This window comes from Flavobacterium sp. LS1R10 (assembly GCF_003968825.1).
Taxonomy (GTDB): domain Bacteria; phylum Bacteroidota; class Bacteroidia; order Flavobacteriales; family Flavobacteriaceae; genus Flavobacterium.
The window spans coordinates 57,477-84,473 of the sequence record NZ_RYDH01000008.1; the positions used below are offsets into that span (position 1 = coordinate 57,477).

At 34.8% G+C, this 26,997-nt stretch carries 24 protein-coding genes, 1 tRNA gene and 1 pseudogene; 12 read left to right on the forward strand and 14 right to left on the reverse strand.

Going from position 1 to position 26,997, the window contains the following annotated elements; translation table 11 throughout:
• Positions 1-24: 24 nt before the first annotated feature.
• Entirely contained in the window at positions 25-1,101 is a 1,077-nt protein-coding gene (locus EKL96_RS13165; protein WP_126463146.1) for a glycosyltransferase family 9 protein, read from the reverse strand.
• Positions 1,102-1,786: 685 nt separating this feature from the next.
• On the opposite strand from EKL96_RS13165, the gene EKL96_RS13170 reads away from it, so the two are divergent.
• Together EKL96_RS13170 and EKL96_RS13175 are read left to right on the forward strand one after the other, a co-directional pair.
• Positions 1,787-3,199, forward strand: a complete 1,413-nt coding sequence (locus tag EKL96_RS13170; RefSeq protein ID WP_126463148.1) for a carbon starvation protein A — start codon at positions 1,787-1,789, stop codon at positions 3,197-3,199.
• A gap of 305 nt (positions 3,200-3,504) precedes the next feature.
• Positions 3,505-3,732 (forward strand): CDGSH iron-sulfur domain-containing protein, encoded by a 228-nt coding sequence (locus tag EKL96_RS13175; protein WP_126463150.1) that lies wholly within the window; start codon positions 3,505-3,507, stop codon positions 3,730-3,732.
• Between the two features lie 110 nt (positions 3,733-3,842).
• Here EKL96_RS13175 and EKL96_RS13180 read toward each other — a convergent pair whose 3' ends face one another.
• A complete protein-coding gene (locus tag EKL96_RS13180) occupies positions 3,843-4,709 on the reverse strand; it encodes an NAD(P)-dependent oxidoreductase (protein ID WP_126463152.1) in 867 nt (288 codons plus the stop codon).
• Positions 4,710-5,764: 1,055 nt separating this feature from the next.
• Between EKL96_RS13180 and EKL96_RS13185 the strand changes: the two genes are divergently transcribed.
• Both EKL96_RS13185 and EKL96_RS13190 read left to right on the forward strand, forming a co-directional pair.
• On the forward strand, positions 5,765-8,953 hold the full coding sequence (locus tag EKL96_RS13185) for a TonB-dependent receptor (protein WP_126463154.1): 3,189 nt from the start codon (positions 5,765-5,767) through the stop codon (positions 8,951-8,953).
• Between the two features lie 109 nt (positions 8,954-9,062).
• Entirely contained in the window at positions 9,063-10,409 is a 1,347-nt protein-coding gene (locus EKL96_RS13190; RefSeq protein ID WP_126463156.1) for an alkaline phosphatase family protein, read from the forward strand.
• Here the strand turns inward: EKL96_RS13190 and EKL96_RS13195 are convergent.
• Positions 10,401-11,012, reverse strand: coding sequence for a Crp/Fnr family transcriptional regulator (locus tag EKL96_RS13195; RefSeq protein ID WP_126463158.1), 612 nt, complete (start codon positions 11,010-11,012; stop codon positions 10,401-10,403). The two genes, EKL96_RS13190 and EKL96_RS13195, sit on opposite strands and share 9 nt — an antisense overlap.
• Positions 11,013-11,315: 303 nt before the next feature.
• A pseudogene (locus tag EKL96_RS14340) lies at positions 11,316-11,507 on the reverse strand (IS1595 family transposase); the annotation flags it as partial.
• 648 nt (positions 11,508-12,155) lie between these two features.
• Between EKL96_RS14340 and EKL96_RS14605 the strand changes: the two are divergent.
• Positions 12,156-12,290 (forward strand): hypothetical protein, encoded by a 135-nt coding sequence (locus EKL96_RS14605; protein ID WP_255416384.1) that lies wholly within the window; start codon positions 12,156-12,158, stop codon positions 12,288-12,290.
• Between the two features lie 182 nt (positions 12,291-12,472).
• Here the strand turns inward: EKL96_RS14605 and EKL96_RS13205 are convergent.
• Positions 12,473-12,549, reverse strand: a tRNA-Met gene (locus EKL96_RS13205).
• Positions 12,550-12,701: 152 nt separating this feature from the next.
• On the opposite strand from EKL96_RS13205, the gene EKL96_RS13210 reads away from it, so the two are divergent.
• Both EKL96_RS13210 and EKL96_RS13215 read left to right on the forward strand, forming a co-directional pair.
• The gene (locus EKL96_RS13210; protein WP_126463160.1) at positions 12,702-13,094 is read left to right on the forward strand and encodes an START-like domain-containing protein; all 393 of its coding nucleotides are present in this window, start codon (positions 12,702-12,704) and stop codon (positions 13,092-13,094) included.
• A gap of 54 nt (positions 13,095-13,148) precedes the next feature.
• Positions 13,149-13,988 (forward strand): aminotransferase class IV, encoded by an 840-nt coding sequence (locus tag EKL96_RS13215; protein ID WP_126463162.1) that lies wholly within the window; start codon positions 13,149-13,151, stop codon positions 13,986-13,988.
• Here the strand turns inward: EKL96_RS13215 and EKL96_RS13220 are convergent.
• The 5 genes from EKL96_RS13220 to EKL96_RS13240 form a co-directional block, all read right to left on the reverse strand.
• Complete coding sequence (locus tag EKL96_RS13220) at positions 13,985-14,545, reverse strand: YqgE/AlgH family protein (RefSeq protein ID WP_126454436.1); 561 nt, start codon at positions 14,543-14,545, stop codon at positions 13,985-13,987. The genes EKL96_RS13215 and EKL96_RS13220 overlap by 4 nt on opposite strands.
• Before the next feature lie 119 nt (positions 14,546-14,664).
• A complete protein-coding gene (locus EKL96_RS13225; protein ID WP_073017033.1) occupies positions 14,665-14,937 on the reverse strand; it encodes an HU family DNA-binding protein in 273 nt (90 codons plus the stop codon).
• 179 nt (positions 14,938-15,116) lie between these two features.
• Positions 15,117-16,064: a methionyl-tRNA formyltransferase gene (fmt, locus tag EKL96_RS13230; protein WP_126463164.1), complete on the reverse strand. Its 948-nt coding sequence runs from the start codon at positions 16,062-16,064 to the stop codon at positions 15,117-15,119.
• Positions 16,064-17,959 carry an ATP-dependent DNA helicase RecQ gene (locus EKL96_RS13235; protein WP_126463167.1) on the reverse strand — a complete coding sequence of 632 codons (1,896 nt, stop codon included), beginning with the start codon at positions 17,957-17,959 and terminating at the stop codon, positions 16,064-16,066. Before EKL96_RS13235 ends, fmt begins: the two co-directional genes overlap by 1 nt.
• Positions 17,960-18,018: 59 nt before the next feature.
• Entirely contained in the window at positions 18,019-18,558 is a 540-nt protein-coding gene (locus EKL96_RS13240) for an AAA family ATPase (RefSeq protein ID WP_126463169.1), read from the reverse strand.
• Positions 18,559-18,705: 147 nt separating this feature from the next.
• Here EKL96_RS13240 and EKL96_RS13245 point away from each other — a divergent pair, with 147 nt between their 5' ends.
• The 4 genes from EKL96_RS13245 to EKL96_RS13260 all read left to right on the forward strand — a co-directional run bounded on the left by EKL96_RS13245 (position 18,706) and on the right by EKL96_RS13260 (position 22,198).
• Complete coding sequence (locus EKL96_RS13245) at positions 18,706-18,990, forward strand: DUF493 family protein (RefSeq protein WP_126463171.1); 285 nt, start codon at positions 18,706-18,708, stop codon at positions 18,988-18,990.
• 84 nt (positions 18,991-19,074) lie between these two features.
• Positions 19,075-19,800 carry a DUF4290 domain-containing protein gene (locus EKL96_RS13250; protein WP_126463173.1) on the forward strand — a complete coding sequence of 242 codons (726 nt, stop codon included), beginning with the start codon at positions 19,075-19,077 and terminating at the stop codon, positions 19,798-19,800.
• Positions 19,801-19,904: 104 nt separating this feature from the next.
• Positions 19,905-21,215 carry a UDP-N-acetylglucosamine 1-carboxyvinyltransferase gene (gene murA / locus EKL96_RS13255; protein WP_126463175.1) on the forward strand — a complete coding sequence of 437 codons (1,311 nt, stop codon included), beginning with the start codon at positions 19,905-19,907 and terminating at the stop codon, positions 21,213-21,215.
• 113 nt (positions 21,216-21,328) lie between these two features.
• Positions 21,329-22,198: a cation diffusion facilitator family transporter gene (locus EKL96_RS13260; protein WP_126463177.1), complete on the forward strand. Its 870-nt coding sequence runs from the start codon at positions 21,329-21,331 to the stop codon at positions 22,196-22,198.
• Between the two features lie 147 nt (positions 22,199-22,345).
• Here EKL96_RS13260 and EKL96_RS13265 read toward each other — a convergent pair whose 3' ends face one another.
• From EKL96_RS13265 to EKL96_RS13275, 4 genes are all read right to left on the reverse strand, one after another.
• Entirely contained in the window at positions 22,346-24,151 is a 1,806-nt protein-coding gene (locus tag EKL96_RS13265; RefSeq protein WP_410503644.1) for a DUF5686 family protein, read from the reverse strand.
• The gene (locus EKL96_RS14520) at positions 24,148-24,843 is read right to left on the reverse strand and encodes a carboxypeptidase-like regulatory domain-containing protein (protein WP_233579313.1); all 696 of its coding nucleotides are present in this window, start codon (positions 24,841-24,843) and stop codon (positions 24,148-24,150) included. The genes EKL96_RS13265 and EKL96_RS14520 overlap by 4 nt, the downstream gene beginning before the upstream one ends.
• Positions 24,844-24,937: 94 nt before the next feature.
• Positions 24,938-25,351 carry a type II 3-dehydroquinate dehydratase gene (aroQ, locus tag EKL96_RS13270; protein WP_126463179.1) on the reverse strand — a complete coding sequence of 138 codons (414 nt, stop codon included), beginning with the start codon at positions 25,349-25,351 and terminating at the stop codon, positions 24,938-24,940.
• A gap of 164 nt (positions 25,352-25,515) precedes the next feature.
• Entirely contained in the window at positions 25,516-26,079 is a 564-nt protein-coding gene (locus tag EKL96_RS13275; protein WP_126463181.1) for a porin family protein, read from the reverse strand.
• A gap of 421 nt (positions 26,080-26,500) precedes the next feature.
• Between EKL96_RS13275 and EKL96_RS13280 the strand changes: the two genes are divergently transcribed.
• Positions 26,501-26,929: a porin family protein gene (locus EKL96_RS13280; RefSeq protein ID WP_231507397.1), complete on the forward strand. Its 429-nt coding sequence runs from the start codon at positions 26,501-26,503 to the stop codon at positions 26,927-26,929.
• Positions 26,930-26,997: the final 68 nt, after the last annotated feature.

Below are 26,997 nucleotides of genomic sequence, written 5' to 3' on the forward strand. Positions count from 1 at the left end.
TTAATGTATCTTGAAGTAATTGTTTTATAATTTTGATTCTGCGGAATAATTAGGTTTAAGCAAGATACTATTTATCACGTTGATTAATTCCTGCGTGCTGCTGGTATTCGTATTTACTGCACTACTGTTAGTACCATAAGGCGCATATATGTTTTGATTTTCTCGTGAAAAAAGTCCAATTGTTGGTGTTAGGGCTGAACTGGCTAAATGCATGATCCCACTATCAGCTCCAATAAAAAGTTTAGTATTTGCAATTACGGAGGCAATTTCTCGAATGTCTTTACTGTAAAATGTAGTTGCTTTAAAACCTATTTGGGAAATATTCTCAACGGGTAAAACCTCAATGATGTTATACTCTTGGTATTCTGTTTTTAACCTTTCATAGCATTCTTCCCACCAGGTTTCTGAATAGCATTTGTCATCTGTTGCATAGGTAAAGATGCAAATCGTCTCTTTGTCATTTTTGACTAGTTCTTGGACTATTTTTTGACCTTCAGCATGCTCAGCAAGACTCAATTTAAGATCTAACGGTGGTACTGTATTTTTATTTTCCGGGAATCCCAGAGTGGTCAAAAAGTTTCTGAATTCATATACCGGGTATTTTGCAATATGCTTGTAATCGGGATGATTTAACGATATGTCTTTATCAAGCGCTCCAAAAAATTTATATTTGGCATCTGCAAATTGAGCGGATAATCGTCCAGAAGAGGAGTTTTTATCCACATTGATGACAATGTCATATTTTTGTTTTTTAATTCGTATCCAAACCTTAAAATATTCAACAAGATTTTTGAATGGTTTTTTGGGAAGTTCAATTACGGTATCGATATTGGTATATTTTTCAAATACAATTGGTGCTAAACCACCTTTTACAAACAAATCAATCTTGCAGTCCGGAAAAGTAGCTATTACATCTTGAACAAGTGGGGTAATGAGCAACAGATTTCCCAATCTGTGGTTGGGTCTGGAAATTAAAACTCTTTTGATCTCTACTTTTTGAGTCCAATCAACTTTTTGATTCTTTTGTGAATTACCAATATTTTTAGTTAGGCCTTGTGTTGCAATTCTTCGGAATGCATTTATTTTTTTTAAGATACTCATGCGTTTAAAATAGAATTTAGAATTGAACTTTACTATTATTTATCAAAGGAATCAAGTGGTGCATAGTACGGTTCCGGAATGTAAACAATCGGAACACCTCAAAAGGTACTCGGTACGCAACAAATGTACAATTTAGATCGAAACAATGCTGTTTCTAGTCTTTATTATAATAGATTGGTTCAGTGAATTTATGAGCTATGAGCCAAGTGTATGTGTGAAGCGGTACTCAAATGAGTTTTGAATTCAAAAGTATTTTTATATATGGGTTCCAGCAGAAATACAGATTGGCCAAAGTCTGCCAGCTAAACTATATTACACACGATTTTTGTCTGGGTTCTGTTGTAATGAAGATTGTTGTAAAAATAGAACAATAAGTATCACCTCGGTATTTTATAAATTGGCACACCACATCAATTCGTACAAAGAGTGGCAAGTGTATTTTAATTTTGTGAAATGGTAGGGATATATGTAGGATATAGAAAGGCCTTATTTCTCTTTTGAATAAAAATAATTGAGCTATTCTTAAAAAAGCGTAATAAGAGCTATTATAATTGCATTTTTCGTAAAAAAACTGAATAAGTATGTAAATAGGTTTGTTTTAGTTAAAAAAATCTAAATTATTGGTGCGTTACCTTGGATACCAAGTTTGATGTCATATATTTAAAAGATCTAAACTATTTAAACTATGATTACTTTTATTATTGCAATTTTTTTATTGATTTTTGGTTACATCATCTACGGTAAATTTGTAGAGAGAAATTTCAAGATCGACGAGAACAAAACGACGCCGGCAAATGCACTTACTGATGGGGTCGATTTTGTTCCCATGAGTAGTAACAAAAACTCATTCATACAAATATTAAATATTGCGGGAGTGGGGCCTATTTTCGGTCCTATTTTAGGAGCTCTATATGGACCATCAGCTTTTATCTGGATCGTTTTAGGATCCATTTTTGCAGGGGGTGTGCATGATTACTTGACGGGAATGATTTCTATGCGGTACGGTGGTGCACATTTACCGGAATTAGCGTCTCGGTTTTTGGGCAAGTATTTTAGTCACGTTGTTAACTTTTTTGCCCTTCTTTTACTGGTTTTAGTTGGTACCGTATTTGTTTCGGCACCTGCCAAAATGATTAATGAATTAGTGGGAAATGATGCAGACATTTATCTAATTATTGTGTTCTTAATCTTCCTGTACTATATTATTGCGACCGTTTTGCCTATTGATAAAGTGATCGGTAAGATATATCCGATTTTAGGTTTTTTGCTATTGATAAGTGCCTTGGGTATTTGTATCGGGATGTTTATGTTTGGGAATCCAATCCCTGAACTAACCTTAGAAAATCTGCATCCAAAAGGAATTCCTTACTATCCGGTAATATTTTTGACTATATCCTGTGGTGCTTTATCCGGATTTCATGCCACGCAGTCCCCTATAATTTCTAGGACGATAAACAACGAAAAAGACGGTAGAAAAATTTTCTACGGAATGATGATTGTTGAGGCGGTTATTGCAATGATTTGGGCTGCAGCAGCAATGAGTTTGTTTCATGGAAACGATCTTAGTTTGTTGCTTGAAAACGGTGGTCCAGCTGCTGTTGTAAATAAAATTTCGGTAACGTTCTTAGGGACTATTGCTGGGACAATCGCAGTTTTAGGGGTGATTGTTTTACCAATTACTTCCGGTGATACATCGTTTAGAGCCGCAAGAATGATTATTGCTGATTATTTCAAAATTGATCAAAAGCTGTTGAAAAACCGTTTTATGGTTGCTACTCCACTTTTTGTAATCTCCTTTATTTTAACCAAAATGGATTTTGAATTGTTGTGGAGGTATTTTTCTTGGGCCAATCAAGTAACTGCAGGGATTGCTCTATGGATTGGTGCGGTGTATTTGTACCAAAGAAAAACTAACTATATGGTAGCTCTAGTGCCTGCTTTTTTCATCAGCTCTGTCATTGGTTCTTACCTTTGTTATGATCCTACTATAGGTTTTGGATTAGATATCAGTATTTCTAACACAGTAGGAATTTTATTCTCAATTGCTTTGACGGTATTGTTTTTTAGTGTGTTGACAAAAAGGAAATCAACATTATAGTTGCCTTAAAGTCTGCTGTATGATGTATGAAAGCAGTGTAAATCCAGGCATGATGCTAATTATAACAGGATAGGTATAATTTAATATTGAATGGGTATGGACAGAGAGCGAGTTATACTAAGCAAATGCTGTTTGTGTAGCAGTAAAACGATTTTTATACCTTTCAGTTAGCACGTATTGGACCTTAGATTTTTATAATATAGAACTAATGTAAATTAGTCTTTTGGTTGAGAAAAGAGAGATAATTTGTACTCCGTTAGCATATATTTTGCAATCTTTGGCCTCAAAAAAAATCAAACTGCATTATGAGCAAGACAAAATTAACAATCAATCGCAATGGTTCTATAAAAATAGAAGGCGATTTTGAAATAACAGACTGCGAAGGAAAAACATACGGATTAGAGGGAAGAACGGCGTTGAGTCTTTGCCGTTGCGGACTATCGGTAAACAAGCCTTTTTGTGATGGTTCTCACCGCAATGGTTTTGAACATGAATCAGCTGCATTCGACTTGCCTCCGGTGAAGATTAAGTAATATCATTTTTACAATTAAATAATAAAAGCTACATCTTATGGGTGTAGCTTTTTTTGGTTTTATTTAAACGAATTATACACAATGATTTATTCGCTGAGTTTACTACTGTTTTAAAATGATTTACTTTCTAAACTACTGATAATTGCCATCACATCTAAATCGCCTAATCCTTCTTGCTCTGCTGCGGCATAACTGTCGTACAAAGGATGAATCAACGGAGAATCGAGTCCGGCTTCTTTGGCAAGTCTTAAATCTTTGACCAGATGTTTCAACGCAAATGCAGCAGGATAGGAATCGTTCAGAATGGAAGGTGTTTTAATATTCGTAATTCCATTGCCGCAAGCACCTTGATTGATGATGTTGAGCATGTCTTCTTTGCTTACGCCGTTTTTCTCGGCAAATAAAACCGTTTCGGCTACTCCTTGAAGATTTAATCCTAATAGGTAATTGATGGCTAATTTAGCAGAACTTGCTACGCCAGGTTCCCCTACGTGAATCGCAATTTTACCCAAAACCTCAAATATGGGTTTGGCTATTTCGAAATCTTCAGCCGAAGCCCCAACAAGAATGACTAACGTTCCGTCTTGTGCTGGTTTCACACTTCCAGAAACGGGAGCATCTATAAAATGTACCTGATGTTGGTTGCAAATGGTGTTTAAATAACGCAAGGTTTCTGGAGCAACCGTACTCATATTGATGATGGTTTTGCCAGGATGTGCTTCAGATAATAAACCTGTTGGTCCTTCAAAAACTTCTTTTACCGCCGCGTCGTTGGACAGCATCGTCAAAACTACGTCGCATGTTTGCAGTAGTTCGTGCAAACTGCTTGCTGATTTTGCTCCTGAGGCCAGTAACGGTGCTTCTTTCTCTTTGGTACGATTGAAAACGGATACTTCAAAACCGGCTTTGAGTAGGTTCATAACCATTGGATTTCCCATGTTGCCAAGGCCTATCCATCCTAATTGTATTTTATTCATGTTTATTAGTGCTAAATGATATCTTTCTTTATAGATGTGACTTTATTGTTGGGTGTATACGCTTAGAAAAGTGACCCTAAAGTACCGTTTATTTTTGGAAAGAAACATAAAATAACAGTTGGAACGGTAATAATTATAAACATTCAAGTGAACGGGTTTTATAAATTCAGGTATTCCAATATAAAAATCAGTAGTTTATAGCGTGTAATTCCGGATGTTGCTCTGGTTAGCGTCCAAAAAAGTTTTTGTTTTTTATTTGTTTTCGGAGCATAAAACATCATTCCTGTAGTTGAGGTCTTAGGGGTCTACTGGATAAACAATAAAAAACCCTAACATATTGATGTTAGGGTTTTGCTTTGGTAGCGAGACCGAGATTTGAACTCGGGACCTCAAGGTTATGAATTTGATGTTTTTATCAATTAAACACCAAGTTATATACTGTTGCAGAGCTAGAAAATTAAGTAATCGTGTACAAATTCGTGCACGATTGATAGTAAAAGTTTAAGTTAAATTAATGAAAATTAATGAATGTTAATTTACTTATTATGGATTTTATTTAATTCGTTGAAAATTTTGGATTCTAGACTTTTACATGAGTGTTTTTAATATGTAAAACAAAATATTTTATTCCCTTCACAGTTATCATAAACCCTTAATAAAGGTCTCGCTGACCCCTATTACAGCGTGAATATCTTCCAAAGTATAGCATTTATTTAGCTGTCCGTAAGTTAGGTCTACAAATTGATCATAAGTCTTTTACTTACTGCACCCTGTATAGCTTTTGTGTTGTTTGGCACAAGATTCAAGCATCCAGCAGGGTCCCAAGTCAATAATTCGTCGAATCACAGGTTTTTTGGTGTATTTGCTGCGTCTGAATAGGACCATTATTTATTTTGCAAAAACAAAAATATGAGATTCTCAGACATTTTTTATTTTAGACTTTCGGATGACAGTATTAAAAAATATGAAAGTCAAAGTTAAGATGTTGGTTCATGTTAAAACTTAACATGTGTTTCAATTGATATTAAAATAGTTTCGCTCAATAAATTAAAAATATGAAAACAAAAAACTTTTTAAACAACAAAAATCACCGACAAAAAATTAAATTTGGTCTTACCTTCTTGGCAATTTGCTTCGGTATGCTTTTCTCTTACGGTCAAGCTACCAATGCCTCTATTAAGGGAACTGTGAAAGATTTAAATGGCGAGCCTTTAATTGGCGCAACGATTATTGTTAAGAATAATGCTACCGGATTTACTACTGGATCTATTAGTAATGAAGAAGGAAGTTACAAAATACAGCAACTTCCCCTTGGTGGACCTTATACGGTCATAGCTCAATATTTTGTCTATCAGGAGAGAACTCAGGAAGGTTTTACCTTAAATTTAAGTGACGTTTTAACGGTAGATTTCATTTTACAAGAGTCGACGACTGCTCTAGATGAAGTTGTGATATCCTCAAACAATTTGTCTAAAAGAATACAACAAATTGGATCTTCAACAAAAATTGGAGCCGGGCAGATTAAAAACCTACCCACAGAAGGTAGAAACTTCACAAGGTTAACTAGTTTATCTCCATTACAAGGAGGAGGAGATATTAATTTGGGCGGGCAAAGACGTACCTCTACAAATGTGACAATCGACGGGGTTAATTTTAGAAATACCTTAACAGCAGGCGAAATTGGTGGCGGCCCGTATACCATTTCTCAAGAAGCAATTAGAGAATTTGAAGTGTCCACAAATGATTATGACGTTGCACAAGGTCGCCAAGGTGGGGGTTCTATTACCTCAGTAACGAAATCGGGAACTAATGAATTTAGTGGTAGTACTTTTTTCTATCATAGGGCAGATGCACTCCAAAGTAAATTTACGATACAAGGACAAGAAAGGAATGCAGACTTCTACAATTCCCAGTACGGCTTTAGTCTGGGTGGACCAATTGTAAAAGATAAATTACACTTTTTCATGGTATATGAACGACAAGATGCCGGTGATCCGCAATTTATAGCAAATATCCAGAATGATGACGATGCCAACCGTTTAGGAATTTCGCAGGCAAATTTAGATCGTTTTTTACAAATAGGAAGAGACAGTTATGGCTTAAGTAATTCTCAGCAAATAGGGCAATTTGATAGAGTTACTGAAGCAAACAACTTATTCTTAAAGTTAGACTGGCAGATTAATGATAAACACAGATTAACGCTTAGAAATCTTTACAACAAATGGGACAATCCTTTTAGCGTTAGTGATGACTCAAATATTGAAGTTGCAGAATCATTTTCTAATTTTAATTCTCAAGAGAATAGCACTTTTCTATCCTTACGCTCTATGTTTTCTCCTAGTGTAACCAACGAGCTTAAAGTTCAGTATCAACGTTCAGAACGTATTTTTGGACCAAGTTCAGAACTACCATCACAAAATATACCAAGAGCAATAGTGCAAGTACAATCCGTTTTACCAAATGGAAACAATAGAAATTTAAGTGTACAATTAGGTGGTCAGCGTTATTCCCCAGAAACAAATCTGGAAAAGCAACTCCAATTTGCAAACACCACCTATGTTAGCGCTGGTAAATATAATTTTACTTTTGGAACAGATAATTTAGTTACCTATCTAGAAACGCAATTATCTAACGAGCAAAATGGTCGGTTTTTCTTCGATTCGTTAGATGATTTTGAAAATTTAAATCCCTCGAGATACGCAAGAGAAGTTCCACTAAAAGGGTCCTCATTAGTAAAACAAACGGTATTAGATCTATCGCTTTTTGCTCAAGTAGAGTTTGATATTAATCCGAATTTGAATTTTAGTGCTGGAGTTCGCTATGATGCAACGGCTTTTCTAGATTCCGCAGAATTCAACCCTTTGGTGTTTGAGGAACTAGGAATACGAACGGATCAAAAACCAGAAGATTTCAATAATATTCAACCAAGGTTTCAGTTGACATGGAATGTAAAGGGTGAAAATAAAGATGTTTTCAGACTTGGCGGAGGTGTTTTTAGTGCACAACCACACTATTATGCGCAAGTAAATAATATTCAAAACAGCGGTACTTTGTTAGGTGCTATAGATGTTACTGGTGCAAACGTGCCTGTGCCAAATTTCCCATCGTATAGAAATGATCCCAGCACAGCACCAGGTGTACCAGCAGGAGTAACGCCATTTTCAACGATAAATGCAGTAAGCCCTGATTTTAATGTGCCAACAATTTATAAAGCAAATATTAATTACACTCACTTTTTTGGAGATCGGTACAGCTTAGGATTAAATGCAATTGTTAGTCATACTACTAATAATTATGTTTACCAAGAAGCAAATTTAGTTCCTGAGCCATTTTTTCTTACGTCTAATGAAGGAAGAGAGGTTTTTGTGCCAGCGAATACTATTCCTTCAAACGGTAGAGCGGACTGGATCAACTCTAGAATTTCGGATCAAGTAGGAAGAACTTTAGTATTAACTTCTGATGGAGTCTTGGACAATCTAGCTTTCGTTTTGGAAGGAACTGCAAGAATTGGAAAAGATGGTTATGTAAATGCTAGCTTCACAGTAAACACCTCTAAAGATAATTCATCCTATAATTGTTGTGTGGGAAATACATCTACTTTTCTTCCAGTCTCTGGAGATCCAAGAGACCTTAATTATGGGTTTTCAGATAATCACTTTGATACTAAATTGGTTGTTAACGGTGCCTCACCTACTTGGAAAGGGTTTACTTTAGGTGCCACTATCATTGGAGATGGAGGTTCACGATATTCTTTTCAATCTGGAGGTAACAGAAGTACGAATGGCGACTTTAATTTAAGCAATGAAATTGCCTATGTTTTTGATCCCAACAACCCTAATACTCCTCAAAACATTATTGATGGCTACAACGAAATATTAAATAACCCAGAAACTCCAGATGGATTTAAAAAGTATTTGAGAGAAAGCTTTGGTTCTTTTGCAGAGCGTAACGGCGGAAAGAACCCTTTTAGAGCCCTAGTAGATTTAAGACTTCTAAAAAGTTTTAAAATTCCAAAGACCAAACAAGCTTTAGAATTATCGGCTGACGTTTTCAACTTTATGAACCTGGTAAATAAAGAATGGGGAAGAAATAATAATTTCGGCAGAACAACAAATTTAATGAATACAACTGGTTTTGACCAGGCAACTAATAGCTACCAGTACAACGTTAACACAGGTGTGGCAGCTGAACCCATCAATGGTACTCCCTGGCGTTTGCAATTAGGAGTACGATACTCTTTTTAATTAAGCGTTTTTTAAAAATAACTTGGGCAAATCAAGCCCAGTTCTTTTTATATCAAGCCATGAATATGATGTTACAATTCGTTAAAATTATCAAATAAATACTTTAAAAATGAAAAAAATTCTTTTATTACTTCTAGTTACACAACTTAATTTCGCCGTTAAAGCACAAGATAAAGCAATGTCGAAATATGTTGTTTTAATTTCTATTGATGGTTTCCGACCAGAATTTTACCTTGAAGAAAAGTGGCCAGCACCCAATCTTAAAAGTATGGTAAAAGAGGGTACTTATGCATTAGGGGTGCGAAGTGTGTTCCCGTCCGTAACCTACCCTTCCCATACGACCATAATTACAGGTGCTTATCCAGCGACTCATGGTATTTATTATAATAGCCCTTTTGAACCAGAAGGACAAACAGGACGTTGGTATTGGGAAAGCAATTTAATTAAAACCGAAACCCTTTGGGATGCCGTACGAAAATCCGGAAAAACAAGTGCAAGTCTTATATGGCCTGTTTCTGTGGGTGCGCCAATAGATTATAACATTCCAGAAGTTTGGACTTTAGATAGTAGTTATGGGAGAATAAAGCCCATGGAAGATAATGAAACACCCAAAGGACTCTTAAAAGAAATGGAGCTTGCTGTTTTAGGAAAAATGGATACCATTACCTTTAATGGTGACTATTTAAACCGTGAAGATCGTACAGGGGAAATGGGTGCCTATTTACTTGAAAAGTACAAACCCAATTTAATGACCATTCATTTAATTGCAACAGATCATTTTCAGCACGAACAAGGCAGGAATGGTGAAAAAGTCTTTACTTCAATTGCAGCAATAGATCGCGCCATTGGTAAGATTAAAGAGGCCGCTGAAAGAGCTAAAATTAGTGAAGAAACTACTTTTATAATCGTTGGTGATCATGGATTTGTTGATATACACTCCGCTATAAGTCCAAATATATGGCTAAAAGAAGACGGTTTATTGCAAGAAAACACGACACTCTGGAAAGCAAAATTTCATACTTCAGGCGCAGCTGCTTTTTTAATGTTAAAAGATAAAAAAGATAAAGTGACCTTAGACAAAATTCGAAAAAAATTGCATTCCTTACCAAACTCCTATAAAAAACTATTTCGCATTGTAGAAAGACCAGAACTAGATGCCATCGGAGCAGATCCTAATGCTATTCTCGCACTTGCTCCGATACCTGGTGTAACTATGTCAGCTTCTACTAAGGGTAAAGTTATCACTGCAAGAAGTGGCGGTACGCATGGTTATTTTCCTGATTTCAAGCAAATAGAAACTGGTTTTGTAGCTTGGGGTGCTGGAATTTCTTCCGGAAAAGAAGTGCCAAAAATGGGACTGGAAGATATAGCTCCATTAGTGAGTGAATTACTAGATTTAAACTTTAAAACAGAAGATGGAGTCCTATTTCCAGGAATTCTCAAAGCTTCAAATTGATTTTTTCTTAAGTATGGTTGAAATAGTTTGTCGGGTGGCCCCAGAAAGGTCACCCACATCTTTTTGAGTCAATAGCTTGAAAAGTAAAAATTGCTCTCCCTTTGCATCATGAACTTCAATATTGAAAAACTTCCTTACAAATGAAATTCTGTCTTCAATTTTATTTCCCGTAATATTTCCCATTTTCATTTCTGAAATACACCAACGCTTTGTAAGATAGGATAAAAACCAATCCGATAGATAAGGGTCGTTGCTTATCGTTTTTTTAAAAAAAGAAATTTCATATTTTCTTATTTTAGTGTCTATCAAGGTTTTTGAAAATTCAAAGAACTGCATGTTCAGATATCTTAGATTTCCAAAAAAATCACCTTTGTGCAAAATATCGTAAACAAACTCCTCTCCTTGTTCAGAATAACTTCCTAATTTTACAGCTCCTGAAACTATCTCGTAAATAAATCCTTCGTCATAAGGTGGTTGGTAAACATAAGTATGTTTTTCTATTACACTTTCAATATTTTCAATACTTCTTTCATTTTGTAGATTGGTTTTTAAATAACAATAAAAATTAAAGGATTTGTAATACTCATTATTGGGACGTTGCATTCTTTACTGATTTTTGATAATAATAGTAAAAGTAAATGACTAAGAGTATTCCTAAGTTATATAAACATTATGTATATAAAATTAAACCTGCAGTATTAGTTAAACAACATTTTTAAAATTATTTTTCTGTTTCTAGAACTCTTCAATTGTCTTCTAATTTAGGGCTGAATGCCTTTTTTTTATTGTCCCAAATTTAAATAGATCTCTACATCTGCTCTAGTGGTATAAGTTTATTGAGGTCGGTATTTAATCACATAGTATTTCTTGATGAGTAATATTCTCTGATTTCACCATCCTTTTGATTTAATTATTAAAGATTGTGTCTTTGTTTTGAGAACGATTAATTCGGTAATAAAATTCATGAAAATAGCTGTTAATATTAGTCTCACCTATCCAAGAATAAGCTGTTGGTATCCAAGATTTCACTTGATGAATTATAAGATGTTATGCTTTAAAATTAGACCGTTCATCAACTAATATTTGTGTTAGGTCATAAGAGAGCGTTTAGGAACTGTAATTTGGGAAATAGAAGTGTAAGCGTTGACTAAATATCAATCAATATTTCCAATCTTATTATCACTATCCAGTAAATCAAAAGTTCTAATAAGGTTGATGATGGCAGGATTAATTTTTACTAGTCTATTAACTTCAATTTCTGTTTTAGTGAGTTGTTTTTAAACTTTTTCAAACCTACATCCAAAAACAATTCTTTCTTTACGGTTTTCCACATTTGGGTGAAATTTTTTTATTTAAAGTTTCGTTACATTTATTTTAAATCAAAATAGAATGCTTTGATTGCGGAAATGTAAATAAAGGAGATTCCCAATGATTTTACAATACCCACTTTTAGTGATATTTGAAATTTATCCTATAAACAAGAAATTTAATAAATCACTTTGATGTCAAGCACCTCCTTGCGTTTACGTTTTTTTCTACCGTTGACAAGGATTAATGGTTTTATTTTGTATTTTTCATACAGAAAAGTAATTTTGATACAGTAAACAAGAATCCCGTTAACGGAAATTAGTTTACGATAAATGCGAATATAACCTCTCGACAATATCATGTACATTCTATTGGAAAAGCACCGGAATTAATAAAGTGTATCGTTTGAAAATTTTTCGGAAAACCTATTTTACTTGAATGGCAAGAGCAATGGGAGGCGAAACTAAAATGGTATCACCGCATTCTTCTAATGAAGTTTTGAAAAAGTACTTAGATCCTAAACTTTCATCTGTGATCGCAAAAGGGACTTTGGAAATTAAGATGTTTGACTAAACAGAAAAGGTACACATGAAAACTACATTGAATGTATGCCGTGTCTGTATCATACTTAAAGAATTGTCAGCTCAATTCATAAAATTCGTCACTTCGGTGCGCACTGGAGTAATCAGAGGGCGATGTTTTTTGAATTATTTCCAATAAAAAACCCTAACATATTGATGTTAGGGTTTTTGCTTTGGTAGCGAGACCGAGATTTGAACTCGGGACCTCAGGGTTATGAATCCTGCGCTCTAACCGACTGAGCTATCTCGCCATAATTAGGGAAAAACCTTCCCTGAATGCGGGTGCAAATATAAAAATAAAAATATTGGATGCAACTATATTTTTAATAAAAAAATATATTTTTAAAAACACTTTTTTTATGTAGTTATATTCTATATATTTCCGAAAAATTAAATGTAGGTCATGGATCAAAAAGTACGTTACGAAATCGAGTTTCCCATAAATTCTTCTCCACAATTATTGTATCAGTATATCTCTACTCCATCAGGTTTGTCTGAATGGTTTGCAGATAATGTAAACTCTCGTGGTGAATTTTTTACTTTTATTTGGAAGGATTCCGAAGAAAAAGCAAGGCTTGCCTCTAAGAAAGCAGGTGAGAAAGTAAAATTCAAGTGGGTCGACGAGAATAGTAAAGACACGGAGTACTTTTTTGAATTGCATATTTTAGTAGATGAACTCACTAAAGACGTTTCTTTAATGGTAGTAGATTTTGCTGAAAAAGACGAGGTAGACGAGGCCACACTACTGTGGGAAAATCAAATATCGGATCTTAAACATCTAATTGGATCTGTATAGTAAAATCATATTTTATGACTTATATTTGCCTTGAATAAAATTTAGGGCTTTTTTATGATTAATTTTAATGGAACTATTGTGTCACAGGACACCAATGTATTGTTTCAAAACCGTGCTTTTCTATATGGTGACGGTGTTTTTGAAACAGTTAAAATAGTAAATAATACAATTCTTTTTCTAGAAGATCATTATTTCAGGTTAATGTCTTCTATGCGGGTGGTGCGTATGGAAATCCCAATGAATTTCACCATGGAATACCTGGAGGAACAAATTCTCTCTTTAGTAAAAAAAACGGGTCTCTCTCTTTCCTCCCGAGCCAGAATTACAGTATATAGAAACGATGGCGGGTATTATTTGCCGCAAAATAATACGGTTTCTTTTTTGATCCATTCAATAGCGCTTGAGAACACTTTGTATTCAATTGAAAAGAAAGAATATGAAGTAGATTTATACAAAGACTTCTATATCACAAAACAATTGCTGTCGTCTATCAAAACGACTAATAAAATTATCAATATAACAGGAAGTATTTTCGCTAATGAAAATGGCTTGGACAATTGCTTAGTACTCAATGATAGCAAGAATGTAGTAGAAGCATTGCAGGGGAATATCTTTATGCTAATGGGTGATAAATTGATTACGCCTCCGGTTTCTGAGGGGTGTTTAAACGGCGTCATGAGAAAACAGATTTTAAGTCTGGCTAAAAAAATAGAAACTTTAGAGGTTGTCGAGGAAGTGATCTCTCCGTTTGACCTGCAAAAAGCGGATGAATTATTTATAACGAACGTAATAAAAGGCATTCAACCCGTAACGCGATACCGCAAAAAAATATTTACAACTCACGTATCGACTCAATTATTAGAAAAACTCAACGAAATAGTCCGAAATGCTTAATTTAGGTATGGATTTTCTGGAGCATTAGACCAGATGAGGTATTCGCCGCCTAATTCCATAATCTGTTCTTTCCAGAAATGAGTGGCTGATGTTCCAATTATTTTGTTTTCATAACTGTTTGCCGTTATAATCCACGAGCGACTTTCCATTTCGCTTTCTAGTTGGTTTTCATGCCAGCCGGTATAACCTAAAAAGAATCGGATATTGTCTTTGCTTATTTCTCCTTTATTGATGAGCTCTTTAGTCGCTTCAAAGTCACCACCCCAATATATTCCATTAGATATTTCAATGCTATTTGGAATTAATTCAGGGATATTATGAATGAAATACAAGTTGTCTTGTTCTACCGGACCACCATTATAAATCTTAAATCGTGCCGCTATCTCCGGAATTAAATCGTGGATAGTGTACTTTAAAGGTTTATTAATTATGAACCCTACGGATCCTTCTTCATTATAATCAGCTAATAAAATTACCGATCTATTGAATGATAAATCCCCAATTATTTTAGGCTCTGCTATAAGCAAATATCCTTTTTTTATCTTATCTGTTATCATCGGATTAGATTTTTCATTAAATTTAGGTTTTTTATTTTAAGGGCGCCATATAAAATCGTTGAAACGTATAAAAAAACCTTCCAGATGGAAGGTTTTATTATATTTAGGAAGGATAAAAATTAGTTTACTGCACCTTCTAATTCTGCTCCAGCTTTAAATTTCACTACATTCTTAGCAGCGATTTGAATAGTTTTTCCTGTTTGAGGATTTCTACCGTCTCTTGCAGCTCTGGCAGATACTGACCATGATCCGAAACCTACTAAAGATACTCTTCCACCTTTTTTCAAAGTTCCGCCTACGTTACCTAAAAATGACTCTAAAGCTAATTTTGCTGCAGCTTTTGTAATTCCTGCATCAGCAGCGATAGCATCGATTAATTCTGATTTGTTCATAATAATTAGTTATTAATTGTTGGTTAAAAAAAATTGTTAATACACAAATTTAGTAGGAAATACGTTCCTTGCAAGCGTTTTGTGTTAATTTAGAGTATTTTGTTGATAACTTATTTTTTTTGTTGATAAAGTAAAGATTGTTTCTTGTTAAAGTGTATGAAGTGCCCTTTTTGTTGGTGTTAATAGACTTTTGCGTCAACAGAAAATACAATCCCGTTCAGAAATTCAGAAGTATTCATTTTCTTTTTGCCTGGAAACTGTAGAGTAAGTATTTGGATAAATCCTTTTTTTACCGCTACCTTCATTTCTTTTTTGGTACAAATTAAACTCCCGACAGCATAATTATGTTCCTCAGTGATTATTTTGGCTTCGTATAGCTTTACATTCCACTCTTCACTATTGTCGCCAAAGTAACTCCAAGCCGCTGGGTACGGACTCAAACCTCGGATTAGATTGTTTATTTCCTGCGCTGATTTTGTCCAGTCTATTTTGCAATTCTCTTTGTTGAGTTTGTAGGCTGTTTTGATATCGTTGGTGTCTTTTTGAATCACTGTCGATACACTTCCTTTTTCGATCAGTGCCAAAGTGTCAATAACGGCCTTGCTTCCTAATTCCATTAATCGGTCATGCAAATGTCCCGCATTTTCGGTTTCATCAATTGGAATTTCCGAACTTAAAATCATTGCGCCTGTATCAATTTTATCATCGATAAAAAAAGTGGTGACACCAGTTTTAGTTTCTCCATTAATGATTGCCCAGTTTATGGGTGCCGCGCCGCGATAATTCGGTAGGAGCGAAGCATGAAGATTAAAAGTGCCTAAAGAGGGCATTTCCCAAACTACTTTTGGCAGCATTCTAAACGCAACTACAGTTTGCAAATTAGCATTCAACGCTTTTAATTCAGCTAAAAAAGTTTCGTCTTTTAAGTTTAAAGGCTGCAATAAAGTTAGATTATTGGCTAGTGCGTATTCCTTTACTGCTGAGTATTTTAATTTTTGTCCGCGACCTGCAGGTTTGTCTGCAGCAGTAATGACACCTACGACTTCGTAGTTGTTTTTAAGTATCGTGTCTAATATTCCCACGGCAAATTCAGGCGTACCCATAAAAACTATTCGTAATTTTTCCATTATGATCGTAAAGTATATTTATTATTTGGTTTAACCAAAATTGTGTTGTTTTCTAGTAAATCCTGAAGTACAAAGATAACTTCGTCTGGACTATTTTTAGTTTTATTTTGAATGTCTCTTGAGTTTAAATCTTCTGCTTGTAATAACGCAATTATTTCTTTGGAAAGCACCGATACCTCTTTTTTCTTTATTTTTTTAGTAATGCAAAAGGAGCAAACACCGCAATCAACGGTTGTTTTTTCGCCAAAATAATTTAGAATCAACTTATTTTTGCATACTTTTTTCTCACTTATATACTGAATTACGGATTGAAGCTGTTCTTTTTTTAATTGATTTTGATTTTCTAAATGCTTCGAAACTCGATTGATGGTTCTGTCATCTTCCCGAACTTCATTGAAAATTAATGTGGCGTCATTATTTTTCGAATGGTACTCTATAATTTTCTTTTCTTTTAATTTATGTAAAACAGCCTGAATTTCAGTTTCCTTATGGTTTGATTTTTTAGCAATCAGTTGCAGGTTGAATGCCGTTTGCATTTCGTAAATTCCCGGATACGTGCGCAAAATGGCTAAAATAATTTCCTCGTCATTTGGATTTAAACTCATATACCGAATCACTTCTTTGGAGGGAATAAGAAACTGCAGGGTGATTTTTTCTGAAAATTCTTGAGACAGGCTAATAATTCCTTGTCGGTCCAGGAATTGCATTGCATGGTACGTTTTTAAGGTTGGGAATTCATATTTTAAACAAAAATGATGCAAATTGAAGGTAAACTGTTCATTGATTCCTTCTCCGTAAGCGATTTGAAAATAGTTGCAAAGCTTGACATACATGAGATTCAAAAACTTTTTATCAGGAAGAATAGTGATAAATTGGCTTTGAGCCTGAATGATGTCAGAGGGACTGGTTAATAAAACCGCAAAAGCTCTTTCTCCGTTTCTACCCGCACGTCCGGCTTCCTGATAATAATTTTCCATATTTTCCGGAAGCTGAATGTGAATGACCGTTTTTACATTGGCTTTGTCAATTCCCATTCCAAAAGCATTGGTTGCCACAATAACCTGTACATCCTCATTCATCCAGGATTCCATGTTTTTATCTTTTTCTTTGGACGAAAGTCCGCCGTGATAATACGTAGCTTTAAATCCTAATGAATTCAATTGAGAGGAAATATCCAGACACGATTTCCTGTTTCGTACATATATTATGGAAGGTTGTGGATTTTTCTTCAGGATTTGTTCGATTCGGAACAGTTTATCCTCGACCTCAAAAATCATATAAGCAATATTTTCTCTGGCAAATGATTTTTCAAAAATCTGTGGTTTATGTAGTCCCAGTTCTGCGATGATATCTTTTTTGACTCTTGGCGTTGCAGTAGCGGTTAAGGCTAAAAATGGGACTGTTGGAAAATGCTTTTTTAGTTCTGAAATTTTTAAATAAGCTGGTCGGAAATCATGTCCCCATTGGGAAACGCAATGCGCTTCATCGATTGTGATTAAATGGATGGGAAGATTTTTTATTCGTTCTAAAATCCAATCGGATTGAAGACGCTCTGGCGATAAATAAAGGAATTTGTAATTTCCGAATTGGCAATTGTCCAATAAATCAATCATTTCTTCGGATCGAATTCCGCCTGTCAGCGCTATGGCTTTGATGTTTCGCTGTTGCAAATTGGCGACTTGATCTTTCATGAGCGCTACCAATGGCGAGATAACCAGGCAAATGCCTTCTTTCATCATTGCCGGAATCTGGAAACAAATTGATTTTCCACCGCCGGTTGGCATCAATGCAAAAGTATCTTGACCACTTAAAACGGAATCGATGATTTCCTTTTGCAGTGACCTGAATTTGTTGTGCTTCCAATATTTTTGAAGAATAGCTTCTGCTTCTTGCATAGAGTATAGATTTCATTTCATTGAAAAACAGTCCAAAGCATAGATCCTAAACCTGCAGACTATCTGGAAATTTCATCTAAGATAAAAAGAATTCGGTTATCCATCGTATCTTTTGGAACTTCTATGAGTTTGTACCCATAATTTTCATAGGTTTCAGTGAGATGATTGTAGATGAGTTTCGCTTGTTCGAAGTTTTCATAACGTTCGTGGTCGCTGATATAAATTTCTTCCCAAGGTGGGAGTATGAATATTTTTGAGTAGGTGTGTTCGCGGCAAGCCGTATCAAAAGTAGCAGGATAACTATCGCCTATGTAATGCATATAGGCCAAAACATCCGGAATTCCTCTGTCTATAAATACAATATCGTGGATTTCTTTAGAAGCATTTTGAAATTGTTTTTTTCTTCCTTCAAGAAGCAATTCGCTGAATAACAGTGGTTTTTCTAGGAATAATTGCTCGATTCCTTGTTTTTTTGCTTCCAATGTTACTTCCCGGGAAATTTCGGGATAACAACAATGTCCCTGAGCTATCAATCCATCGATGATAGTAGTTTTACCGGTTCCTGGACCGCCAATGATAACTATAATTTCTTTCTGCACTTTTAAAAAATAAGGGGCAAATTTACTTAAACTTATTGGGATTTGAAAAAATCATTGCGGTTAAAGTGCGATTAGACAAAAAATCATATTTCAAAATTCATAATTCACGTTTGAAACCGTATATTTGCCTTTATTTTTAAATAAAAAATGGATAAGAAGACGGAAGAATTTTACGATAGATTAAAAGTAGAGTTGGATATGAGCAATACATGGCCAGCAGAATATTTATTTAAATTTATTGTGCCAACAGAAAGTGATAATGTAGAACGCGTTGAGTTGGCTTTTGATTGTATGGGAGCGGTTATCAAAACCACAAAATCCAAAACAGGCAAATTTACCAGTATATCTGTTGATGTGACTGTGAAAGATGCACAAGAAATAGTAGATAAATACCTAGAAGTCTCTACAATAAAAGGCATTGTTTCTCTTTAGATATAAAAAAATTGGGATGGGTGTTCGAATGATTCCACTATTCGAAAAAGAAAACACGTAAATCAAAAAAATATACATTCAAATATGAATTCAAAATATAGTAAAGAAAATGCGAACGATGTAGTGCATCATTTGGAATACAATGCAGAGCGATCGCATTTGATTATTCCGGAGTACGGGCGTCATTTGCAAAAATTAATTGATCAGGCAACTAAAATTGAAGATGATGTAGAACGCAATAAAGCGGCAAAATACATTATTCAGGTCATGGGCAGCTTGAATCCGCATTTGCGTGATGTTCCTGATTTTCAGCACAAATTATGGGATCAAATTTTCATAATGTCTGATTTTAAACTAGTGGCGGATTCGCCCTACCCAACTCCATCTCGCGAAGTCTTGCAGCTGAAACCGGATGTGTTGAGTTATCCTCAGAATTTTCCCAAATACAGGTATTATGGCAACAACATAAAATACATGATTGATGTGGCCAATAAATGGGAAGATGGCGATATGAAAAGTGCCTTGGTGAAAGTAATTGCCAATCACATGAAAAAATCATATTTGAGTTGGAACAAAGACACAGTAAAAGATGATGTCATTTTTGAACATTTATTTGAACTCTCTGATGGCAAGTTGAATTTGATTCAAAGTTCAGAGGAATTATTAAATACCACTGATTTATTACGAACCAATAAGCGGGTTTCGAATAAAATATTGCCGGTAGGACAACCCAAAATTCTTAGCAATAAGAATACAAAAACAGGAAAACCAAATCCGATTCACAAGAACCAAAATAGGAAACCTTTGTAAGTCAGTTATAAATTGGAGTTATAAGTTTTGAATTTTGTTCTATTACTTTTAGCTCGTAACTTTTTAACTCATAACTAATAATTTATAACTCATAACTGTAAAAAATGGGAATTTTCAAAATAGAAGGTGGCATCAGTCTAAAAGGAGAAATCACGCCACAAGGGGCAAAAAATGAAGCGTTGCAAATTTTATGTGCCGTTCTTTTAACACCTGAAAAAGTAATTATCAATAATATTCCTGATATTATTGACATCAATAAACTAATTACGCTTCTAGGAAATTTAGGAGTAAAAATCCAAAAAAATGGATCAGGCTCGTATACTTTTCAAGCTGATGAAGTGAATATAGAGTATCTGGAAACCGAAGCATTCAAGAAAGAAGGCGGTTCTTTAAGAGGTTCTATCATGATTGTTGGACCACTTTTGGCACGATTTGGAAAAGGATATATCCCAAAACCAGGTGGTGATAAAATAGGCCGCCGAAGATTGGATACGCATTTTGAAGGATTCATCAATCTGGGCGCTAAATTTCGTTACAACAGAGAAGATCATTTTTATGGCGTTGAAGCACCAAAAGGATTAAAAGGGGCCGATATGTTATTAGACGAAGCCTCCGTAACCGGAACCGCAAATATTGTTATGGCTGCCGTTTTGGCCAAAGGAAAAACAACAGTGTATAATGCAGCTTGTGAACCTTACTTGCAACAATTGTGTAAGATGTTGAACTCTATGGGAGCTAAAATAACTGGAGTTGGGTCTAACTTATTGACTATTGAAGGAGTTGAAAGTTTAGGTGGTTGCGAGCATAGAATTCTTCCAGATATGATTGAAATTGGGAGCTGGATTGGCCTGGCTGCAATGACAAAATCAGAGATTACAATAAAAAATGTCAGCTGGGACAACCTTGGTGTTATTCCTACGACCTTTAGAAAACTTGGAATTACGCTGGAACGTCGTGGCGATGATATATACATTCCTGCTCACGTAGATGGATATGAAGTAAAAACAGATATTGACGGTTCTATTTTGACAATTGCTGATGCACCTTGGCCTGGATTTACTCCGGATTTATTGAGTATTGTGCTTGTAGTTGCCACTCAGGCAAGAGGTGATGTTTTGATTCATCAAAAAATGTTTGAAAGCAGATTGTTCTTTGTGGATAAACTGATTGATATGGGAGCAAAAATTATGTTGTGCGATCCGCATAGAGCAGTTGTGATGGGACATGATTTCAAATCGCAGCTCAAAGCCACCACAATGTCATCACCGGATATTCGTGCGGGAATTTCATTATTGATTGCTGCGCTTTCCGCAAAAGGAACGAGTACAATTCAAAACATTGAACAAATCGACAGAGGATACGAACGTATTGACGAACGATTGAGAGCTATTGGTGCAAATATTGTACGTGCATAAATAACATAAATCATAAAAATTTTCGTTTAAGTAAGCCAGAAAGAATTTAAATCTAAAATTCAATTCGGTTTACTTAAACGATTTTACTTTTAATTCATCTTTAAACAAAGCGCATGTCAAGCGAACAAACAGCGATCAAGGCGACTTATTTTAGCATTATAGGGAATACTTGCCTGGCTATTATCAAAGGATTAGCCGGTTTTTTCGGAAATTCGTATGCACTAATTGCAGACGCAATTGAATCAACGACTGATATTTTTGCTTCTTTTTTGGTGTTGTTCGGAATTAAATATTCCAACAAGCCAGCGGATAAAAATCATCCGTACGGACATGGTAGAGCAGAACCTTTGATTACTTTTCTGGTGGTAGGTTTTTTGATTACTTCGGCCACAATTATTGCCTATGAAAGTATTGTAAATATTGGAACGCCACATCAATTACCAAAACCATGGACATTACTCGTTCTGGCTGCAATTATTATTTGGAAAGAATATTCGTTTCGACTGGTGATGAAAAGAAGCATTCAAACCAATAGTTCCTCACTACGAGCTGATGCTTGGCACCATCGAAGTGATGCCATAACTTCTGTGGCGGCATTTGTTGGAATTTCGATTGCCTTGATTTTAGGGGATGGTTACGAATCTGCGGATGATTGGGCTGCACTTTTTGCTTCGGGATTCATACTTTATAACAGTTACCTTATTTTTAGACCCGCTTTGGGCGAAATAATGGACGAACATTTATACGACGATTTAATAGCTCAAATCCGAATGGTTTCCATTCAGGTTGACGGAATTATCGATACCGAGAAATGTTTTATTCGAAAAGCCGGCATGCAATATCATGTAGATTTGCATGCTACTGTCGATTCAAATATTACCGTGAAAGAAGGACACGATCTGGCTCATAAACTAAAGGATACTTTGCTAGAGGAAATTCCGGAATTGGGACAGGTGTTGATTCATGTGGAACCAAATGATTAATATTGTGGTGTATGATAAAACTAAAAAAGGCACCAAAACTATTTTCGAGTGCCTTTTTTTAATTCGTTATGTTTTTGTCACATCGAGCGCAGTCGAGATGCCGTTATATTTTCCGACTGTACTGCAACTGACAAATAGATTCTTTTTTTATTCCAATATATTCAAAAATTTGAGCCCAAATACTACTCCGTCTCCTTGAAATCCATTTTGGTACGAACGAACATAATCGATACGGAGCATTTTAAATTTACCAAAACCTAAATTGTCGAACCCAACTGTAATTTCAGTATAAGGTTTGTTGTTTGGCGTAGACAGCGCGTGAGCACCCAGTGTCAAAGTTGATTTTAGTTTGTTCAATAAAGGTATTTTATTCATGATATAGCCTTTGTCGTTGTATTCCGTATGCACTTCAAAATAGCTGTCGTTCGTACTGTTAGAGTAATACGGCAGTAAGTCAAATACATTCAAATAGCGCGCTGACTGCCCAATGTGGGTTTGATTGCCATTAAAATGCTTGTAATCTATAAAAGCAATGTTATCTGCATTCAGAAACTTTCCCGCTTTTAGATTCAACCCTAAAACACCTTTATTTTTCAATGTCAAATCATACGTTAATCGGGTATTGAAATGGTCAAACTCATACTTCTTATCATTAGCCGCAATTGCTTTTTCATAGCCTAAATAAAGAGTTGGATATTTTTCATTTCGGATGTTAAATTTTCCATCGGGACGGGAGGAATATTTGTTTCCAAAATTGATTTTTGCTAGCACATTAATTTTCGTCAAATGGTGTTTTTCAAAACCGGGAGTGGTGAAATCATTTGGTGCCAACGGATTATTCGAAGTGTATAATTCGTCCTTGTTAAAAAAAGAAAAATCCGTATTGTTGAATACTGGTTTGCGTTGCTGGTATTCTATCTTTCCATTGAGATTCACGCCATTTGCAACATCTTGGCTGTAGCCAATTGCCGCTGATTCCAGATTATACAACTTCATAAAATTGTTCTTGAATGCTAGGGAACTGATCGTGTTTATTACTTTACTGATGGGTTCATTCGGATTAAATTGCTTTACAGAACTGCCTCCTGTCATATATAAAGTGGCATAATTCTGATTGTTGAACCGGTGGATAAATTGTCCAGTGACACGCAAACGATCTTCGGCAAAACCGTAATTGAGTTTTGTACTTATGGAAGTGTAGATTCCTTTACTTTCCTGATTTTTCCAGTTGGTGTATTTAAATCCCGAGTCAAAATTATATCCTTGCACCGTATTGAAACTCAATGAACCAAGATTTAATAATCCTTCATAACTAAAACTGTGTTTTTTGCTACTGTTTTTATAGGTGTAGCCGCTCAGTAGCTTCAAGATTTTGAACTTGTTCTCTTTTGTGTCTACTGAATCTAGGTATTTTTCTGAATTTCGGACCTTGTAAATGCTGTCTTTTCTAGCATAATCCATGCTTTCTTCATTTGTTAACGGAATGGGTCTGTTGGTAGTCCAGAATAAGCTGTCTTTTTTATTGGCATTTATTTCGATTCTCGTAATTTCATTTGTAAATGTTTTGGGTGCAAAAGCATTTATGAATTCATAATTGCTATACACGTAATTGTATTTTCCGGTAAATTTTATCCCAAAAGCACCTGCTGTGATTTCGAGACTTTGGGTATTTTTGGCCCAGATTTTATTGCTGTTGTTGTAACTGAAATTTTGTTTTAAGGTCATCACATCCAGAAATTCTTCTTTTATTCGGTAGCCTTTTATATCCAGATCAACGGCGTAAATCGCCCAGGAGTCTTCCACTATATAAATGTACCCTTCAAAAACGGGTTCACTGTCTCGCTTTGCAATCACTTTTATTTTGTTGATCATGTTTGTATTCTCGTCAAAAAAAGTGCTTTCTAAGGTGTAATTATAGTAGTTGAACGCGTTGTTCGCTATTGGAGAAATCATTTGGACACTAAAATCGATGGTGTTGTCATAAAAATCGTAGAATGAAGATGTAGCCGTATTGTAGCTGTATTGTAGCTGTAGCCATTGTCTCTGCCACTTACTTTTGAGGCAGTAACTACTTCTTTTAAGTTATTGGGTTTCTCAAATGCTATTTTTGAAAACGTTTCAGATAAGGAAATAATTCCGGTTCCGGTAGAATCCAGTGCGCCATCAAGATCACCAATTTTTTGGCCTAATATTTTTTTTGGGGCATTTTTCAGTTTAAAAATACCGCGAGAATAAAAATCAGCATTGAATCGATTTGTTTTTTTGGTGTTTTGTTTTCTGCTGGCAATGGCACTTTTTATTATCGCTAAAGCCGGATTGTTTTTTTTGTTGATGATTACTTCGTTCAGCGAGAAACTTTCTTCGATCATTTTGATGTGCAACGAATAAGGGAGTTTGTCTGTTTGTATAACTACTTTCTGGGTTTTAAAACCTAAAAATTGAAAGACAACTGTTTGTTTTTCCTTTTTCTTTAAGTTGAATTCATAGTTTCCTTGCTCGTTTGAAGTGGTTCCATTATAGGTGTCCTCCTGAAAAATAGTCACAAAAGGCAAGGGATTTCCTTTTTCGTCCGAAACGGTTCCTTTAATTTGTGCAGTACTGACAAATGAAACTAATAAAAGCAGTAGAAAGTAGTATTTTTTCATGAAGGTTTTTTCTTTCACAAAAATAGAAGAAGTTACAAAAGAGCGTATTAATTATTTGTTAAAGATTTATCTAATGGCTTATTTTATTTTGATACTACAAAAATGACTGAATCGCCAGCTCATAACTCTTTAAACCAAAACCCAGAATAACACCTTTGGCATTTCCAGAAATATAGGATTGATGTCTAAAACTTTCACGGGAAAACGTATTCGAAATATGAACTTCAACCACTGGAGTGGTAACGGCTTTTACAGCATCGCCAATTCCTATGGAAGTATGTGTATACGCTCCGGCATTTAAGATAATGCCATCAAATGAAAAACCCAATTCCTGAATTTTATCAATTAATTCCCCTTCAATGTTACTTTGGAAATAAGTAAATGCTATTGCTGGGTATTTAATTTGTAAAGTAGTGAAATATTCTTCAAAAGTTTGATTTCCGTAAACTGAAGGCTCGCGTTGACCCAGAAGATTGAGGTTCGGTCCATTGATGATACTAATTTTCATAAGTAGTTGCTATTTGTTTTTTATTTGAATATCGAATTCCCATGTGGCTTATCTGGTTTTCATTACATTTCCGATATGCTCATTTCATAATTCCTGCTTCTGTAAAAATAAAAAAACCGTTCCAATTTATAGAACGGTTTTAATAAATTTAATTTTTTATTTTTTTAGAATGTAAATCCTGCTGAAATTTGAAGAACAGAGTTCTTAACTTCTGCTTGTTTTGAAGCTTCAGTTAATCCCAACACATAACGACCTTGAAGGAAAATGTGTTTAGTTACATTTAGAGTTAAACCACCGGCTACTCCAAATTCAAAAGTTTCTGCATTTTTTACATCAAATTCTCTTCTTTCACTCAATAGGAATGAGGCCTGAGGGCCAAGATCTAAACTGACTGTTTTGTTGAAATGAAATTTAGCCATCACTGGAATAGATAAATATCCTAACTCTTTTTTGAATTCTGTAGCCGCATATTTATATGATGCTCCCTGAGTGGAATACAATAATTCGGGTTGTATCGAAAAACCATCTGTCAATTTCAGTTCAGCTACTAGACCCGCATGATAACTCGTTATAGCTTCTTTATCATAATTACCGCTGTTGATGGTGATATCAGTTCCTGATTGATTGGCGTAATTTAAACCCCCTTTAAACCCAAACTTTATCAATTGTGCTTGCATGTCTACTGACGCGGCAAGAAGAACTACTGTAACAAGAATTATTTTTTTCATATTTTTTTTTTTAAATTAATTTAATGAGTACATTTATTACAAACTGTTTTGTTTGATTATTATTGTTGTCTTCTCTCTAATCAAAAACTAGTCCACATTTTGTTAACAGGAATAATAGTTGTTTTTTTAAATTATTATTCTTAGTTGGTTTGGCTTAAAACATTACAATTGAGTGTGTTGTGTGTTTATAAATTTATAATTGTATTTTTTATATGAAGAAAAATACTGTGAATTTTAAAAGTTATTTTTTTTCATAAAAATCGTACAAAATATTTAGCATTATCTACTTTCGTTCCAATAAAAACAAATCAATATGAAAAAAATTATGCTGTCCGGTATTGCCTTTTTTGCTTTTTTAGTTGCTCAAGCTCAAGAAAATGAATTGCAAATGCAAGGAAATCAAGGTTCTAACGGAAAATGATTGATTGAAGCAAATACAGGTTTTGGGCAAAATGTAGGCAATACTTCTTTGTACTTTAAAACATCTGATGGTGTTACCGCCTATAATATAGGGCTTGAAGGGGGTTATTTTATTAAAGATAACTTAGCAATTAAAGTGGGATTAGGCTATGGCGACGATGGTGTCAGTACTCTCACGGACCCAATTGCGTATAAATTAGGATTGAAGTATTATTTTAAAAGTAAAATTCCGGTCGAGATTTCCTATAATGGTGTAGGCTTTGGCGATACAGATGCAAATCCTGCCTACATTGGTTTTCAAGCAGGATACGCTTTTTTTCTTGGCAAAAATGTAAGTATGGAACCAGGTATTCGCTACAATAATGCGGTTAACAAATCGTTTTATGATTCAAATTTTCAATTTAATATGGGTTTTGCATTGCATTTCTAAAGTTTGCATAGTTACATTCAAAAGCCTCTCAATTTGGAAGGTTTTTTAATGAATAAAAGTGTTACTTT